Origin of the sequence: Thiohalocapsa marina, assembly GCF_008632335.1 — a bacterium.
In the GTDB taxonomy this organism is placed as follows: domain Bacteria; phylum Pseudomonadota; class Gammaproteobacteria; order Chromatiales; family Chromatiaceae; genus Thiohalocapsa; species Thiohalocapsa marina.
On the sequence record NZ_VWXX01000004.1, the window covers coordinates 146436 to 162417 of the forward strand.

General features: G+C 64.8%; 9 protein-coding genes. 3 read left to right on the forward strand and 6 right to left on the reverse strand.

The window, feature by feature from the left end:
* The first annotated feature begins 37 nt into the window (after positions 1-37).
* A complete protein-coding gene (locus F2Q65_RS04670) occupies positions 38-2596 on the forward strand; it encodes an ATP-binding protein (protein ID WP_150090919.1) in 2559 nt (852 codons plus the stop codon).
* Here F2Q65_RS04670 and F2Q65_RS20370 read toward each other — a convergent pair.
* The 5 genes from F2Q65_RS20370 to F2Q65_RS04690 form a co-directional block, all read right to left on the reverse strand.
* The gene (locus F2Q65_RS20370) at positions 2593-2766 is read right to left on the reverse strand and encodes a mechanosensitive ion channel domain-containing protein (protein WP_386116070.1); all 174 of its coding nucleotides are present in this window, start codon (positions 2764-2766) and stop codon (positions 2593-2595) included. The genes F2Q65_RS04670 and F2Q65_RS20370 overlap by 4 nt on opposite strands.
* Positions 2744-4945 carry a cation:dicarboxylate symporter family transporter gene (locus tag F2Q65_RS04675; RefSeq protein WP_150090921.1) on the reverse strand — a complete coding sequence of 734 codons (2202 nt, stop codon included), beginning with the start codon at positions 4943-4945 and terminating at the stop codon, positions 2744-2746. The genes F2Q65_RS20370 and F2Q65_RS04675 overlap by 23 nt, the downstream gene beginning before the upstream one ends.
* Before the next feature lie 284 nt (positions 4946-5229).
* Positions 5230-7980, reverse strand: coding sequence for a hybrid sensor histidine kinase/response regulator (locus F2Q65_RS04680; RefSeq protein ID WP_150090923.1), 2751 nt, complete (start codon positions 7978-7980; stop codon positions 5230-5232).
* Between the two features lie 329 nt (positions 7981-8309).
* Entirely contained in the window at positions 8310-9716 is a 1407-nt protein-coding gene (locus F2Q65_RS04685) for an alpha/beta hydrolase family protein (protein WP_170265519.1), read from the reverse strand.
* Positions 9717-9724: 8 nt separating this feature from the next.
* Positions 9725-12256: an alpha/beta hydrolase gene (locus F2Q65_RS04690; protein WP_170265520.1), complete on the reverse strand. Its 2532-nt coding sequence runs from the start codon at positions 12254-12256 to the stop codon at positions 9725-9727.
* Between the two features lie 86 nt (positions 12257-12342).
* Between F2Q65_RS04690 and F2Q65_RS04695 the strand changes: the two genes are divergently transcribed.
* Both F2Q65_RS04695 and F2Q65_RS04700 read left to right on the forward strand, forming a co-directional pair.
* Positions 12343-13485: an alpha/beta fold hydrolase gene (locus F2Q65_RS04695; RefSeq protein WP_150090928.1), complete on the forward strand. Its 1143-nt coding sequence runs from the start codon at positions 12343-12345 to the stop codon at positions 13483-13485.
* Complete coding sequence (locus tag F2Q65_RS04700; protein ID WP_150090930.1) at positions 13478-14095, forward strand: hypothetical protein; 618 nt, start codon at positions 13478-13480, stop codon at positions 14093-14095. The genes F2Q65_RS04695 and F2Q65_RS04700 overlap by 8 nt, the downstream gene beginning before the upstream one ends.
* A gap of 107 nt (positions 14096-14202) precedes the next feature.
* Here F2Q65_RS04700 and F2Q65_RS04705 read toward each other — a convergent pair whose 3' ends face one another.
* Complete coding sequence (locus F2Q65_RS04705; protein ID WP_170265521.1) at positions 14203-15594, reverse strand: OprD family porin; 1392 nt, start codon at positions 15592-15594, stop codon at positions 14203-14205.
* Positions 15595-15982 lie beyond the last annotated feature (388 nt).

A 15982-nucleotide genomic window follows, 5' to 3' on the forward strand; every position in this document is an offset into this window, starting at 1 on the left:
TTCATTCTCACCCGGTCAGCGACTCCGCAGGTTCCGCATGAAGAGAGTGGCGGTTGTTCTAACGGGCCTTGGGCTGCTGGTCGCCCTGTCGGCGCAGGCGCGCCTGTCCGAAGCGGACCGGGCGCAGCTGACGGAGCGCGAGCGCGCCTGGCTGGATGCCGGCCATCGGGTTCGCGCACGCGTTGCCGATTACCCGCCGTACATGCTGAAGGAGCAGCCACCGGCCGGTCTGGCGCTGGACTATCTCTCCCACATTGCCGAGCGTTTCGGCTTCGAGGTGGAGTATGTCGCCGCTGATACCCCGTTCTCGGAGGCCTTTGCCGATGTCGCCGGCGAGCGCCGGATGTACGATCTCCTGCCCACCTTCACCCGGACGCCGGAACGCGAACGGCAGTTCGCGATCACCGCGGATTATCTCAGCGCCCCCTGGGTCATCTTCGTTCGCCGCGATAGCCCGTACATCATCGGCCTGGAAGGCCTTGACGGCAAGACGGTCGTCATCGAGCAGGGTTTTCTGATCGCCAGCAAGCTCCGGCAGGACTTTCCGCGCATCAATGTCGTCGACGCGCCCACTTCTCTGGACGCCCTGATGGCCCTGGCCACGGGACAGGCGGACGCCTATGTCGGCAACCTGGCGGTTGGCACCTTCATGGTCAAGGAGCATCGGCTCAACAACCTGATGGTGGTGGCGCCCACGCCGTACGGCATCAATACCCAGGCCATGGCGGTGCGCGCGGACTGGCCCGGACTGGCGGACCTGATCACTCGGGGCATCGCCTCGATGAGCCGCGAGGACCATAACGCCATCCTGCGGAAATGGCTGACGCTGGAGATGCCCCCCCGCACCGACTACACCCTTGCGTGGACGATCCTGCTCGCCGCCTCGCTGGTGTTGCTGGCGGTCTTTTACTGGAACCGCCGTCTGGCGAGCGAGGTCAAGACACGACAGCAGATCGAGTCGCGCCTGAGAAGCTCTGAAACGCGGCTACAACAGGAAGCGGCCTCGCTGCAACAGGCGCAAACAGAACTGCAACACAAGAAGGAGACGCTGCAGGAGCTGAATACGACACTGGAGACTCGCTTGCGAACGGCGGTGGAGGACCGCACCCGCGCGCTGCGGGAGGCGGCCGCCCGTGCTCAAGAGAGCAATCAGGCCAAGTCGGCCTTTCTCTCGGCGGTGAGCCATGAGCTGCGCGCGCCCCTGCACGACATTCTCGGATACGCCCAGCTGCTGGCGCGCCAGGTACCACCCCAGGCCCGGAGCCAACTGGGCATCATTCAGGACAGCGGCAATCAGCTGCTGCGGCTGATCAACGACATCCTCGACTTCAGTCGGGGGGACGCCAAGCCCATCGTGATCGAGCGCGCACCGCTGTCGCTGAGGCAGCTGGCGCGGCAACTGACCGCGGTCTACCGGCCGCTGGCGGAGCGAGGCAACAATCGCTTCATCGCTCGGCTCGATCTCGGCGGCCTCGACTGGGTGCTGACGGACGATCAACGCCTGACCCAAGTGCTGCGTAATCTGTTGGAGAACGCCTGTAAGTTCACCAAAGACGGGCACATCGAGCTCGGTATCGAGCGTGCCGAGCCGCCCGATTCGGGGCCCGATGTGGCAATGGACTCGGCGGTGACGAGGGACGAGGGGGGCGTTGGCGCCGACGCCCTGGTGCGGTTTTACGTGAGCGATACCGGCGTGGGGATTCCCGAGTCCAAGCAAGCGACGATCTTTCAGCCCTTCCAGCGCTTGGAGCGGCACCGAGGCCTGCCGGGGATTGGCCTGGGGCTCGCGATCGCCCAGCAATTGACGGTTGCCATGGGCGGTCGGATCCTGCTGCGGAGCGATCGCGGCGAGACGGCTGGAAGCACCTTCAGTTTCGAGCTGCGCCTGCCCACCAGCACGGGAAGAGACCCGGACGCCGACGAAGACGCGAGCATCCTGGGGTATCAGGGACGCCGCCGGACCCTGCTGATTGCGGACGACCAGCCGACCAGTCGTCATTTTCTGGCGGAATGCTGCCGCAGCTGGGGATTCCGGGTCTTGGTAGCGGGCGACGGTGCCGAGGCCCTGGCGCATTTCCGGACAGCGGATCCTCCCGTGGATGCCGTTCTGGTCGATCAATTCATGCCCCGCCTCGACGGCTGGGGATTTCTGCACGAGGCGCGCTCCACCGAGCAGGGACACAGGCTGCCGGTCATCTTGATCTCGGCCGCGCCGGTGCAGCGGCCCGACGCCTTTCCTGAGGCGATGACCTTCGACCGATTTGTCATGAAGCCAGTTTTCGAACGGCAACTGGCACGGATCCTCGCGGAGGTCTTGTCGCTTGACTGGGAGTATGCGCCAGACGCCTCGAGCGCGGGCGGGTCCAAGCGCGAGCCTGTATCCCCAGCGGGCTCCTTGTCCGCGGAGGAGCGCGGCCGACTGCGCGACATGGTCGCCATCGGTCAGGTGATCGAGATTCAGCGCTGGGCCATCGAGATGGCCGAACAGCATCCCGAGCGCGATGCCCTGTGGCAGGGAATCATCGCCATGTGCAGCGCCCTCGACCTGTCGGCGCTGAGACGCCTGGCCGAGGCGGCGGACGACTTGGGTGACTAAGTGCGTAGGCTTGGCACACAGCGCCTGCCCGCGCGTAAACCGACCAGCGCCCCTCCTCCGCCCATGTTGTCGATGGTGGCGTTGGTGGTGACCGAGTTGGGCACCGAGAGCTGCGAGTCGTGGAAGGTGCGGATGCGGGTGGTGCGCTCAGTCGATCCACCCCAGCACATCGCGCGCGACGGACCAGCGCGGTTGGCGCGTGCTGCCCAGCTCGCCGAGCATCCAGAAGCGGTAGAGCGCGTCGACGGTGCCGTAGCCGCGCGCGTTGTTCAGCCAGGCGTTGAAGAAGTTCAGCAGGTGCGGGTCGAGGTCGCGCGCCAGGGCGTAGCCGAAGGGGGCCATGAGGATCGGCGTCGGCGTGCTCACATTGAAGCGCGGGAAGCGGATGGTCCAGGCCGCGGCCTCCTCGGCGGCCATGAGGATCGCATCGAAGGCCGGTGGCTCCTGGCTCAGGACCGCGTCCAGATTGCGGATATTCGGCAAGAACACGGGCTCCGCCTCGGGCAGCATGCGCTCGATGTAGCGCAGGGATGCGCGGTTATCGGTGGTCAGGATTCGCAGGCCGGCGGTGGCCTGGATCTGCTCCCAGGTCTCGAACTCGCGCCGCCGATGGTCCTGCACGATCAGGCCGATCGGGCTGTCGATGACCGGAACGCTCATGGCGAAGCCCATGGTCATCTCCGGCACGATCGGCAGCAGGGACATGAACAGATCGCAGGTGCCGTCGTTGAGCGCGGTCTCCGCGGCCTCGCTCGAGTCCACGGAGACAAAGACGATGTCCGCTCCGAGCATGCGCGCGAAACGGTGCGTCATTTCGATATCGAAGCCCACGAGATCGCCATCCCGGTTGAAGAACGACGACGGATAGTCGCTGTCGCGATAGCAGGCGCGCAGCACGCCCGTTGCCTGAATCCGCTCCAGGCTGCCCGGCGCTCCGGCCGGTGTCGGCGCCGGCTCGCGCAAGACGGTATGGGGCTGCGGCTCGCCGGCGAAGGACAGTCCGGTCAGCAGCTGATCCTTGGTGAAGGGGGCGACGAAGCCGTAGGTGTAGAAGGCGCGGATGCCGAGCAGGGTCCCGAGCACCAGCACCACCGAGAGGACGGCGAAGCGCAACAGCCGGCCGAGGCGCACCTGCAGTCGGCCCTCCAGGGCATAGGTGCCGATCAGGGCGATGGCGATGATGTGCATGCCGGCCAGCAGCGTGCCGAAGCGCGCGCCGATGACATCCACTGTGATGAACACCTGGAACAGGTCCGCCGGCAGCCGCAGCAGATCGAACAGAAAGGGCAGGGCCAGGATGGTGCTGCCAAAGAGACTGGCGAGCCCGGCGCCGGCGATCAGGGGATAGTCGCTGACGGCCACCGACGCGCCCACGAACCAGCCACCGAACAGCACGAATAGCAGCGACAGCACCAGGCCGAGATTCGGGAAGGGAAAGGCCGCCGGAATCAGGATGTCGATGGCCGACTCCTCCTGCTCGCTCGGCTGCTGCTCGCGGCCGTCGGTCTCGGCGATCAGGCGTTTGGCATCGGCCGCCAGCACCGGCAGCACGATCAGCACGTTGGCGGTGGCGAAGGCCGTGATCAGCGGGCCGCGGAAGGCGCTCACGACGCTGCCGTAGCCGAGCGGCGTCACCGCCGCGATGAGCCCCGGAATCACCCACAGGCTCAGGATCAGGGCCATGGCCACATAGATGACGACATAGACCTGCAGCCGGGCCAGTTCGGCGACGTCGATGGTGCCGGCCGCGGCCGCCGTGATGGCAAAGACGCCATAGGGGGCGAGCCGGCCGATGAAGCCGGTCATGGTCATGAGGGTATCGCCGGCGGTGGCGAGCAGGTCGATGAAGCGCTGCTTGTTGCCCACCCGGATCAGGGCCACGCCGAACAGGATGCTGAAGACCACGATGGCCGGCACCACGGCATTGGCCAGGGAGCCGAAGATGTTGGAGGGGATATAGAGGCCCAGGAAGTCCACCGGCACCGGCTCCTGGATCTGACTGGTGCTGAAGAAGGAGGCCGAGGGCCAACTCGGAAAGGCCAGGGGGCTGCTCAGCACCACCGCCAGGCCGATGACCCAGAGCAGCAGCAGCACGGCGCCGGCCTTGAGCCCAAGTTGTTTTGCCTCCGCCAGCGTGAGCCGCCCCAGGGAGGTGATCAGGGCCACCACCACGTAAGGGATGACCGTCACCTGCAGCAGCGCGATGAAGATGTCGCCGCCCACCTGCAGAAAGGCCACCTCTTCGCCGAAGAAGAGGCCGATCAGGAGCCCCAGGCCCAGTCCGATGAAGACCTGGGTGGCGATACTGAGTCGCCGCCGAGGACGCTCTTCGGTTGTGTGCTGGCTCATGGCATGTTTTCGACAAGCGTGGCGTCAAGCGGATGGAGCCGGCACCGCCCCCCGTCCGGAGGTCGGGTCGTGGAGGCTCCAGCAGGCTGCCGGATGCCGGCGGCAGATGCCCTGCGAAGACCTCCTGCGTGGGGCTCGACCGGCACCGGATGGCTGGGCCAGGTAACGGCTCGCAGGCGCATGGAATGCGCATTTCACGGTCGCACCCCTCCCCCTCCGGATCAAGCGCCGCAGGTAGGAATTCTTAGCCGCCAGAAATCCCTTCTAAGCAGAACACCGCATTGCTAGCCCTCGCCGGCGGCCCGGGCCAGACGCTGCAGACCGGGGAGATCGATGACGGCGCACAGATGCATGATCTCGCTCCATGCAGCCCTGTGCTCCGGATCCCGCTCGGCCATCTCCTGCGCCCACTGCTGGATTGCCTTGAGCTGCCCGATACTGAGCATCTCGAGAAAATGCGCGCGCTCCGCGGCCGTGCATGAGGCTGGGAGAGCGACCGGTGAGGCCGGATCCTGTGGGGATGACTCCTCGGCGTACTCCCAGTCCAGACCGAGGACGTCGCCGAGGATGACCGCCAGACGCGACTCCGAGAGTGGCTTGATGGCGAACTGATCGAACTGTACCGATTCGGGATAACCCTCGGGCCGTTGCTGCGGCGCCGCCGAGATCAGGATCACCGGCAGCTCGCTGCCTTGATCGGCTTCACGCACACCCCGCAAGAACCCCCAGCCATCCAGATGGGGCATGAATTGGTCGACGAGCGCGGCATCAAAGGCCGGATCGGCCGCGCGGAAACGTGCCAGGGCATCGGCGCCGTCGACCGCCAGGATGACCCTGAATCCCCAGGCCGTGCAACAATCGGCAAGAAACTGGCGGCTCGTGGGGAAATCATCGGCAATCAATAGGGTTCGACGCCGCCCGCGATAGCCGCTCGGGCGCTGCTCGGCATCCCACTGGCGCTCCGGTGGATCGCAGCTGGGCAGACGCAAGGTGAAGCTGAAGGTACTGCCATGGTGCTCGCCCTGGCTGCTGCGCACCTGGATCTTCCCGCCCATCGCAGTCGCCAGTTGTTGCGCGATCGCCAGGCCCAAACCCAGACCGGGGACGCTCTGATAGCGATCGAGCCGCTTGAACGGCTGGAAGATCGTATCTTGCTCCGACTCCGGAATCCCCGGGCCAGTGTCGGACACGCAAAACCACACCGAGGGGGCCGCGTCCGGCGTTCGCCATGGGTCGGTCAGCGTGATGGCCAGCTCGATACGTCCGCGCTGGGTGAACTTGCAGGCATTCTCCAGCAGATTCCGCAAGATCTGTGTCAGTCGCGGCTCGTCGCCCATGACCCACTCGGTCTCGCCAAGCTCGACCCGGGTCACGAGCCGATTGTCGCCTCGCGCCGCCAGCGGGCGGCAGACCTCGCCCAGATGCGCGGCCAGCCGACGCAGCGACAAAGGGGCAGGGACAAGTATGATCGGTCTGGCCTCGCCGCGGCTGAAGGCAAGGATATCGTTGATCAGATGCAGGAGCTTGTTACCGCCATCCTGGATGACGGCCAACTGCTCCTGAGCCTGAGGCGGGATCTGGCGAGCAAGCAATTGCGCATACCCCAGGATATCGTGCAGGGGTGCGCGCAGCTCATGACTCACCGTGGAAAGAAAGGCGGATTTGGCTTCGCTGCTTTCCTCCGCGCGCCGAGTCGCCTCGCGCAAGGTGCGCGTCTGCTGCTCCACCGCCGCCGCCAGGCGCAGGTTCTCTTCCTGCTGTCGGTCGATGAGCGCCTGGCGCGCGGCCTCCTCGATGGCCCGCAGCTCCCGTTCACGGGCGCGCTCGCGGCTGAGCCGGGCGAGCCGGTCCAGCACGATGACACCCAGGATCAGCCCCAGGGGCACCAGCCGGTAGAGCATCACCAGGACATCGTCATGGATGCGTGGCATCAGGCCGGTGGAGGTGAAGATCCGTACCATGATCTGCAGCCAGCAGCCGACCAGCAGGATCAGGACGCCCCACTGATACGGCCCCTGGCGACGCGGCGCGAACAGCACCGAGATGGGCCAGAGCAGGGCGATCACCAACGTCAGGCGCACCGCCACCCACCGCGTCAGCTGTGTCTCATCGGTCAGCGGCGTCGCAAAGGCCGCGACCAGGATGCCGCCGATCAGGATCCCGTAGAGGATGCGCCAGGCGCGATTGCGGTAGATCTCCAGGAACACCAGCGAGGCCAGGGCGAAGACGGCGATGGTCAGTGCCCCGGAGATGGTGAACAGGGAGATCATGTGCGGGCGCAGCCCCGGCCAGAGGCTAAGCACCAGCGGGATCTCGTAGGACAGCTCGAAGAGGATGATGCATCCCAGCCAGACGCTCGCCAGGGTGAAGCGCCAATCGCCCCATGCGAGCAGCACGACCATGATGGCGAGGACGAACCCGGCAAAGAGCAGATACAGATCCCGGCGTGCGCCCTCCTTCGCCACGAAGGCCTCGGGCTCCACGCTGCGCACCGTCAGTCCGAGAAAACTGCGGTCCTGCACGCGCAGCAACAGGGTTTGGGTCTGTCCCGGTGCCAGCTCGATGGCAAAGGTGGGCTGGATCTTGGCGACCTCGAGGGCCTCGCGCGCGACGCCGAGTCCGGCGCGCTGGTGCGTCGAGACAGCTCCCGTGACCGGGTCGATCAGGAACAACTGCACGTCCCGCAGCTGCCAGGGCAGCAGGACGAGCCAGCGCGAGAGCGGGGTCTCACCACTATTGCGGATCGTCCCGAGCAGCCAGACGGTTGTCGGGCGATAGGCCGAGCTCAGGTTCTCTGGGCTCGTTGCCTCCCAATCCGTAGACTGAAGAACCTCTGCGATGGTCAGTGGCTGCCCCGGGGTTTCCTCGTGCAGCCACAGCGCGTCCGTCAGCACGACCCCGTCTCCGCCACGCGCCAAGTCGATCGGCTGCATGGGCGGCAACGCCCACGCCCGACCGCATCCCAGGCCAATGATCAGGACGATGATCAGGGCGAGCCGCACGCACCAGCCTCCGGCGCCATCTGTCGTCGTCATCGTCACTCAGGCTCCGCTGATCCTGGAAAGAGCAGACAGCCACCAGCCACCAGCTGAAAGCCTTGTTTCAGAGCCGATGTCCGGCCGGCGGCCTTTCACCCAACGGGTGATCGCCCGATCCGTGAAAAAATCGACCAAGCGCTTGATTGGGCGGCGCTGGTGGCTGGTGGCTGGAGGCTGACGGCTGCATTAGGGTAACGGTTGTCCGCGGCTCACGCCAGGACTGGTGCTCGATGGCAGCGGCGTGCCAGGGCAACGCAGATGGGGGACGACACCCTGCCGGCCGCCCGGCGGCGGCCTGCAAGGCGCAAGATCCTGGCGGACCTGATCTACTTGGAGAGTCCGGCCGGGCGCTCCTCCGCGCCGGCCTGCCCGCTCGCGGCCCCGACGCCGGCATCGGCGATCCCGGGCAGGCGCGTGGTGAAGCGATCGTCGATGAAGGCGCCGATGGTCTCCTTGAGCACGTTGGGCGCGCGGAACACGGCATAGTGGGCGGTGGGATCGGCGAAGCTGGCGAAGTCCGCCCCGTCTACGGCTGCCGCCGCCTTGCGCGCATTGTCGGGCAGCAGCCACTTGTCGGTGTCGATATGCACCACCAGGGTGCGCGCCTGGATCCGCCCGAGCTCATCGTTGATGTTGTAGCGGAAGCCGGCGTCGTTGCGGTACCAGAAGTCCACCGCGTCCTCGTTCTGGGTGCGCGCGATGAAGGCCGCGGTCTGATGGCCCTCGGGCTCCCAGTGGAAGACCTCGCGCTCGACTTCCGCCCAGGGCTGGGCCGTGCGTACCTGGAAGGTGAAGCCGGTCAGCTGCAGGCGCGACCACATGAACTGCAGGCCCTGGCGCGGATGCTGATCGACCGGCAGGTGGTAGTAGTCGCCGTCGGTCTCGCGCCAGACGGGATCGCTCTCCAGCGCCGCCTGGGCGAGCAGGAAGGTCCAGGCGCCGACGGGATCGTCGCCGTCGGAGGCCGTGGTCCCGCCGATGGGCAGGATGGCGCTGACGTATCCGCTGGGCGAGTGCATCACGCCCCAGACCCAGGCCTGGGTGGCCCCCATGGACACGCCCGTGACCACTTCGACCTGCGCGATGTTCAGGTGCTCGCGCAGCAGCCGATAGTTGGCCTGCACCATGTCGAAGTAGCTGTAGGCCGGGAACTTGCGCCCAAGCCCGTCCGAGGGCTTGGAGGCGCCCCAGAGGCCGAGCGCATCGAGAAAGACCACGTAATGGCGATCGGTGTCGATGACCCGGCCCGGGCCGACGATGGCGCCCCCGGAGAAGTCGTTGCCGGCCTGACCTTCGTACCAGAAGTTGTACATATTGGTCGCGTCGCCGGAGTAGAAGGTGTTGATCACCACGGCGTTGATGATCTCGCCGGCGTCGTTGTGCCTGGGTGTGCCGACGGCGATGTAGGCGACCCGAAGCGGGTCCGCGCCGAGGGATTCCAGCGTGGTGCCGCCGGTGCCGCCGTCGTGCCAGCTGGCCGGGTCGGCATCGAGATCGTAGCGGCCGCCGAGACGGAAGTTGGGGATGGCGTAATAGCGCTTCAGGTGGTCCAGGGCCATGACGCCGGAGCTCGGCGTCAGCGCGTCCGCCGGGGGCTCGGTTGTCCGCGGCGTCGTGCCCTCAACGGCGGCCAGGATCGTCCCCGGAGCCGCCAGAGTGGCCCCCAGGATGGCCGCCAGCGCCAGAATCATCGCGGAACCGCTAAGACGGGTGTTCGCATGCGTTATCTTCATCGCAAACCTCACTTGGCCAGGCCGGCCGGTTGATCCGAGGTCGCCGCGGGCGTCGCGGCGGCCGGCGGCGCAGCGCCGTTGATCAGGGCATCGATCACCGCTGGTGTCATCGCATCCACCTGTCCGGTCTGCATGAAGCCGACCACATCGCGCGCAAACTCCAGGGGCACGTCGGTATGGATGAAGTGGCCCACATCCGGATAGAGCTTGATGGTCGGCGCATTGCCCGCGGCGGCCATGCGCTCGCGGAAGGGGATGATGATGTCGCGGGCCAGGTCGGTCAGCCCGTTCAGCGAGGTGCTCGGGATGAACGGCTCACGCGCGCCGAAGGCCAGGAAGATCGGTGCCTCGATGTCCGGCAGACGCTTGTACAGCGACTGCTCGTCCTCGATGTTGTTCTCCGCGCAGATGGTGAAGAGGTCGTAGATGAACAGGAAGGCCCATTGCTCGAATTCGCGCGGGTTGCCGCTGATCATGGCGATGCGCTGATCCGTGTGCAGGCGCGCATATTCGGTGTCGTTGACGAAGTAGCCCAGCGGGCTCGGTACCGCGTTCCCCGCCTCGTCGCGCGTCTTGAAGTAGAAGAAGTCGCGGACGTTTTCGGGCGTGCGGTCCAGCTCGACTTGGACCAGCCCGAGGGGATCATAGGCCGCGTGCCACTGATCGAGATCGTAGGCGATGGCGATGTCGCACATGGGCAGGGACTGCTCGCCGAGCTGGAAATGCTTCGGATACTCCTCCAGACCGGCCGGTCCCTCCAGGATCAGCCCACGCACGGCCTCGGGATAGCGCAAGGCATAGCCGAGCACCGTCTGGCCGCCCAGGGAGTGGCCGTAGTACCAGGCGTTCTCGACCCCCAGCTCGCCGACGATGAGGGCGTGGAAGGCATCGCGCACATCGTCGAGGGTGCGCGTCTGGGGCCGATCCAGATTGCCCGGTCCGGACACGCCGGCCAGGGGCATGTCCGGCACGATGACGCGGAATCCGCGCTCCACCGCAAACCGCATCAGATGTCCATAGTGTCCGCCGAAGGCCCCCTTGCCGTGCACGATGACCAGCGTCGGCGGGTTCGGCTCGTTGCCGCAGTATTCGTCCATGTAGCCGATCTCCCACTCGACGCCGCGCCGGTCCGCCACCTTGGCGAACTTGACCGGGAAGGGCATGACCATCTCGTCGAGCCAGAACGACCGCTCCGGGTCCGGCTGCCTATTGACCCGCGGTCGGCGGTAGTTGCTCGCCTCGCAGACCACCCCCTCGTCGGCCGTGATCCCTGCCGAGCGCATGAACGAGCTGAAGGTCAGGTCGTCGGCCAGCACATTGGGTGCCTTGAACACCGCATAGTGGGCGATGGGAGACGGGAAGTCGGCATAGAGGCCGCCCGGGATCAGCTCGGAGGCCTTGCGCGCCTCGCTGGCCTTCAGCCAGAGGTCATTCTCAACGTGTACTACCAGGGTGCGTGGCTGCATCTTCGGCAGTAGCGCGTCGAGGTTGTGGCGCTCGCCGACCGTATCGCGATACCAGAGATCGACGGCGTCGAACTGGGCAGCGAGCCGTTGCAGACGGGTGCCGGCGTCCGGACCCAGGCGCGGGTCCTGGCTCCAGGTGAAGACCTCCGTGGACACCTCATCCCAGCCGAGGGACTGGCGATGGGAGAGATCGAATCCGGTCAGCGAGAGATTCGACCAATGGAACTCGACCCCCTTGTTCGGGTGCTCCGCCTTCGGCAGGTGGTAGTAATCGGCGTTGGTCTCGCGCCAGACGGGATCGGACTCCAGTGCGGCCTTGGCCAGCTGGAAGGTCCAGGCCGCCACGGAGCCGCCCTCGCCATCGGTGGCCGAGGCGCCGCCGATGGGCAGCACGGCCTCGACGATCTCCGGATACATCAGGCCCCAGTAATAGGCCTGGGTCCCACCCATGGACACGCCCGTGGACAGCACCACGCGGGCCACGCCGAGGTGCTCGCGCAGCAGGCGATAATTCAGATGCACCATGTCGTAGTAGCTGTACATCGGGAAGCGGCGTGCGAGCCCGTCTGAGGGCTTGGATGCGCCCCAGAGGCCGAGCGCGTCCACGAAGATGACATAGAAGCGGTCGGTATCGAACAGCAGCCCGGGGCCGACCAGGGCGCCGCCCGAGAAGGCATTGCCCGCGCCGCCGGCATACCAGTTCGAGTACATCGAGGTCGCATCGCCGGAGAAGAAGGCGTTGATCACGATGGCGTTGATGATCTCCCCCTCGGCGTTGCGCTCGGGCGTGCCGACGGCGATGTAGGCCGTGCGCGCCGGCGCAGCGCCGAGCGACTCCAGCGTGGTGCCGCCGACCCCGCCGTCCTTCCAGGCGTCGGGATCATCGAGATCGTAGCGGCCGCCGATGCGAAAACCGGGTACCTCGTAGGTCTGTTTGAGCGCATCGAGCTCGGGCACGGCCGAGCGCTCGGTGATCGATGCCTGGGCATGGGCCGTGACGATCGGCGACGCGGTCAGCAGCGCTGACAGCAACCAGCCGATGGTCCGGCGGGGACCCCGCCTGAGTCTCTTCATGTCAAAAACCTCCGTCATGCGATGTATTGAAAGGTGTCCGGCTCGATTCACCGCTAACGCAGCGTGCGCAAACCAGACGGAACGCAATGCTGGAACCGCTGCGCCTGTTCCAACCGAGCGGCCTGCGACTGCCCCGCGGCTTGAATCTGGGGCGTCAAAGGCGATCTGAAGCAATTCATGAGAAAGACCTGTATCATTCGAGCAATCGCAATCGACCAATGGAAAACACCATGCCAAGCGTTCAATGCGGGCGTCATCGAATTCACTATGAGCTAAGAGGCGACCCAGGCCGGCCCGTCATTGTATTCCTGAATGGCCTCACTCAGAATGCCCGTTTGTGGGAAGACTATGCGGCTTATTTTGTCCCCCGAGGCTATCGCGTCCTCGCCTACGACATGCTCGGCCAGGGGCGCTCTTCCAAGCCCGTTATCGATATCCAGCTGAGGCATCACGCGGAGCTCCTCGACTCGCTTCTAAATCGGCTCGAGCTCGAGACCGTTCATCTGGCCGGCATCTCCTTTGGTGGTTTCGTGGCGCTCGACTTCGCCATTCGATATGGCCATCGCCTGCAAAGCCTGACGGTGATGAGCACCTTTGCCGAACTGACGCCACAACTGGAATTTCTCGGCGCCATGCTGCTGCAGGGCCTGACCGAGGTCGGCATGCCCTATCTGCAGCAGATGCTTTATCCGATGAACATGAGCTCCGCCTGGATCGACGCCAATCGCGCGCGCATTCCATCCATGATGCGCAACGGCTATATCGGCAACGATGCCTATGCCATGCAGAATCTCATGGAGTCCTTTGTCGAGCTCGAGCCCTTGACGCCGGGTCTTTCCGGCATCGAGGTGCCGACCTTGATCATGAATGGCGAACATGATTTCTTTACCCCGCGCGAGTGTCATGAGCGCATCCGGAAAGGGATCGAAAATTCCCGATTACTGATCATCCAGCAGGCCTATCACGCCTTTACCATTGAGAAACCGGCCGTGACCATGCGGCAATTGGAGGTCTTTCTGAGTCAGGTCACAGACGGTCGCTGGAAAGGCGATCAAAGTGTCTGGGTGGCCTCCGACGACCCCGGCGCGGCCCAGCAATGGCTGCCTTGCATCGGCGACTGGATGCGCGCCGTTCAATTCGCGAGCCCCGATGCGACCAAGTCCGATGCCGTGGTCGGCCTGGATAGCAGGCATCAAGTGCATTCCCAGGAGGGCAACGATCATGATTGAGCCAATCCTCTATGATCAGGCGCGCGAGCGCATCGAGTCGGATGGCCTGACAGCCGATGTTCAGACCAAGATCGCCCTGTTGCTGAGCGGGACCAAAACCGGCAATGCCGCATACCATTCCTGGGTGCAGTGGATGGCGCGTCTCGATGCCGCGCAGCAATCCGCGTTCACGCAATACTCCCGAGAACTCGAGGCCATTTCGCTGTTGCTGCGCACCACCAGTTGGTCGATCAATCCCGCACTCCCGCTTCGAGGCAACCAGATCATCTCGCCCTTGGCCATGGCCTGGGGTCAGATCCTCCTGCCTCCGCCGGGGCCAGCATTGAATCCGGATGCCGCCTTTCGCGGCCTGGCGCTGGGCCATGCGCAACTTGCCCGCATTCGTTTCGCACCGGTCATTCCCGACGCAGTCGATCCGCTCGATCCCTTCGTCGTCGCCCTGCGTCGCATCGAGCAGGAAAACGCCCGCATGTTGCAGTTGCAGATTCGCCTGTTGAAGTCCATGCCAACAGAGACTCCACTGGAGGAGCGCGAGTCCCGCATCGCGGCGTATCAGGACATGGTTGACGGCGTCTTCAGCCAGTTTCTCAGCTGGTTGGCCGCTAACTGAGCGCTTTAGCGGCGCAAGCCGCTGAAAATGAAGCGATTCGGAAACCACGTTTTCGAATCGCGTGCTGATTTTTGGCCAGGAGGCCAATAAATCAGCGTCTCCTGGGCTCAGAAGAACGGGATATTCAGCCCGATATCGAAGCGGATGTCTTCGGTCATGGCATTGAGCGATCGAATGGCACCCTCCGAGGCGACCCATTGGTCACCCTTCTGCCAGACCTGCGCATATCTGGCCCGGACGCGCAGGTTCTTGAATGGCCCGTCCTGAGGGAAGATGTAGATCAGATCCGCCGCTGCCTCATTCCAGTCCGCCAATGGGAGATTGGGACTGCCGTCGACATTGCGGTTGCTGCGCTCGCCGTAGGTGATGTCGAAGGACAGGTCCTTCAGGCCCCAGCTGCTGAAGTCGATGACCGTGCCCAGGATCCAGGTATGCTCGCCGGCGGCCGAGTTCTCGCCCACCCGCTGGACGAGATAGGACGGACCGATGGAGTAAGGTGAGCGAATCTGCGCCCGTTCGCTCGTGATGCCGGCCATGCCATAGGGGATCCACCAGGGAAAGGGCCGGCCTTCGAGATAGATGCCGCCGTAATTGGTGCTGAATCCGCGACCAGGCTGCCCATTGATGCCCGAGACCAGGCTGTCGCCGTTGGAATTCTGGTGCATCCACTGGGTGCCGACACGAAAATATCTCCGGTCATCGAAGCGGAAGACATGATCGAGATCCAGGTAGCCCATGTTCAGCAGGTCGTCGACCATGTGGTACGAAGCCGAGAGCATGGTATCCGGCCCCGGCTTCCAGTTGACCTGCACATAGGCCATGCCGTCGGTCTCGCCCTGCTTGGCAGCGTCGGGCCAGGTCAGCAACTGATAGACCGCCTGGTAGAGGTTGCGGAACTCGATGTCGTTGACCTGCTTCATGTCGGTCACATAACCGGCATGATAGCGAAGGTTGCCGTCGAGCAGCCTGCCGTTGAGCGTGACCGCCTCGTAGGTGATGGGGTGCATGCCGCGGATATCGCGACGGCCGATCATGCTCTGGTCGAGCTTGTTGAAGAAGCGATAGACGTCGGTCATGAACCACTGGTTGTTGATCGATTGACGGCCGATCACCAGCGCATGCTCCTGGCTGTCGTCTTCGTAGCTCAGCTTGGCGTAGGCCTCGGCGAGGACGCTATAGCCGTCCTGATAGGGGTCGCGCAAGATGAAGTTGTAGGGATGCTCCTCGGGGGCATCCAGCGGCACGGTGAAATACAGTGAGCCGCCGACGGAGAGCAGATTTGCGAGCTTGCCCGTGGTCCCATAGAGCCAGCCACCGACACCGGCACCGCGTTGATTGAACTCGGGTAGCCCCGGCTCATCGCCATGGCTGGAGCGCCTGAAATAGGCGGAGCGAAAGAAATAGCCCGCCGAGGCGTCGTCCCAAAACGGTCGATCGGCCGTTGTCAGGGGCTCCGCAAGGGCCGGCTCCTCGATGCCTTCCGGCTCCGTCGGCTGCAAGGCCGATGCGGCATTCGAGGATAGGCAAAGCACGACCCCCAAGCCCGTCAAAAAGACGCTTGTGCGGTCCAAGTGCAAACAGCGCATTCGAGGCGGTTGTCTTTCCAGCATTCGGCGCATCTCGTCTCAGCCTTGGCTCGACCAATTGAGCTGACGTTCCGGCGGTTGCCGTCGAGTATCAGCCTTGATTGCAGACTTCTATTTTGCACTGAGGCTGGATCGTTGAAAGTACCAATACTGACGATTGTTACTGCCGGCTGAGTTTTCGTTGCGCAAAGCTGTTTAGGGAAGCGCTGATCTATTCGGTGCTTCCCGTGCGGGGCAGGAGGCCCCGCCATTTTTAGCGGCGCACGCCGCTGGAAATGCAGCGATTCGGAAACCGCGTTTT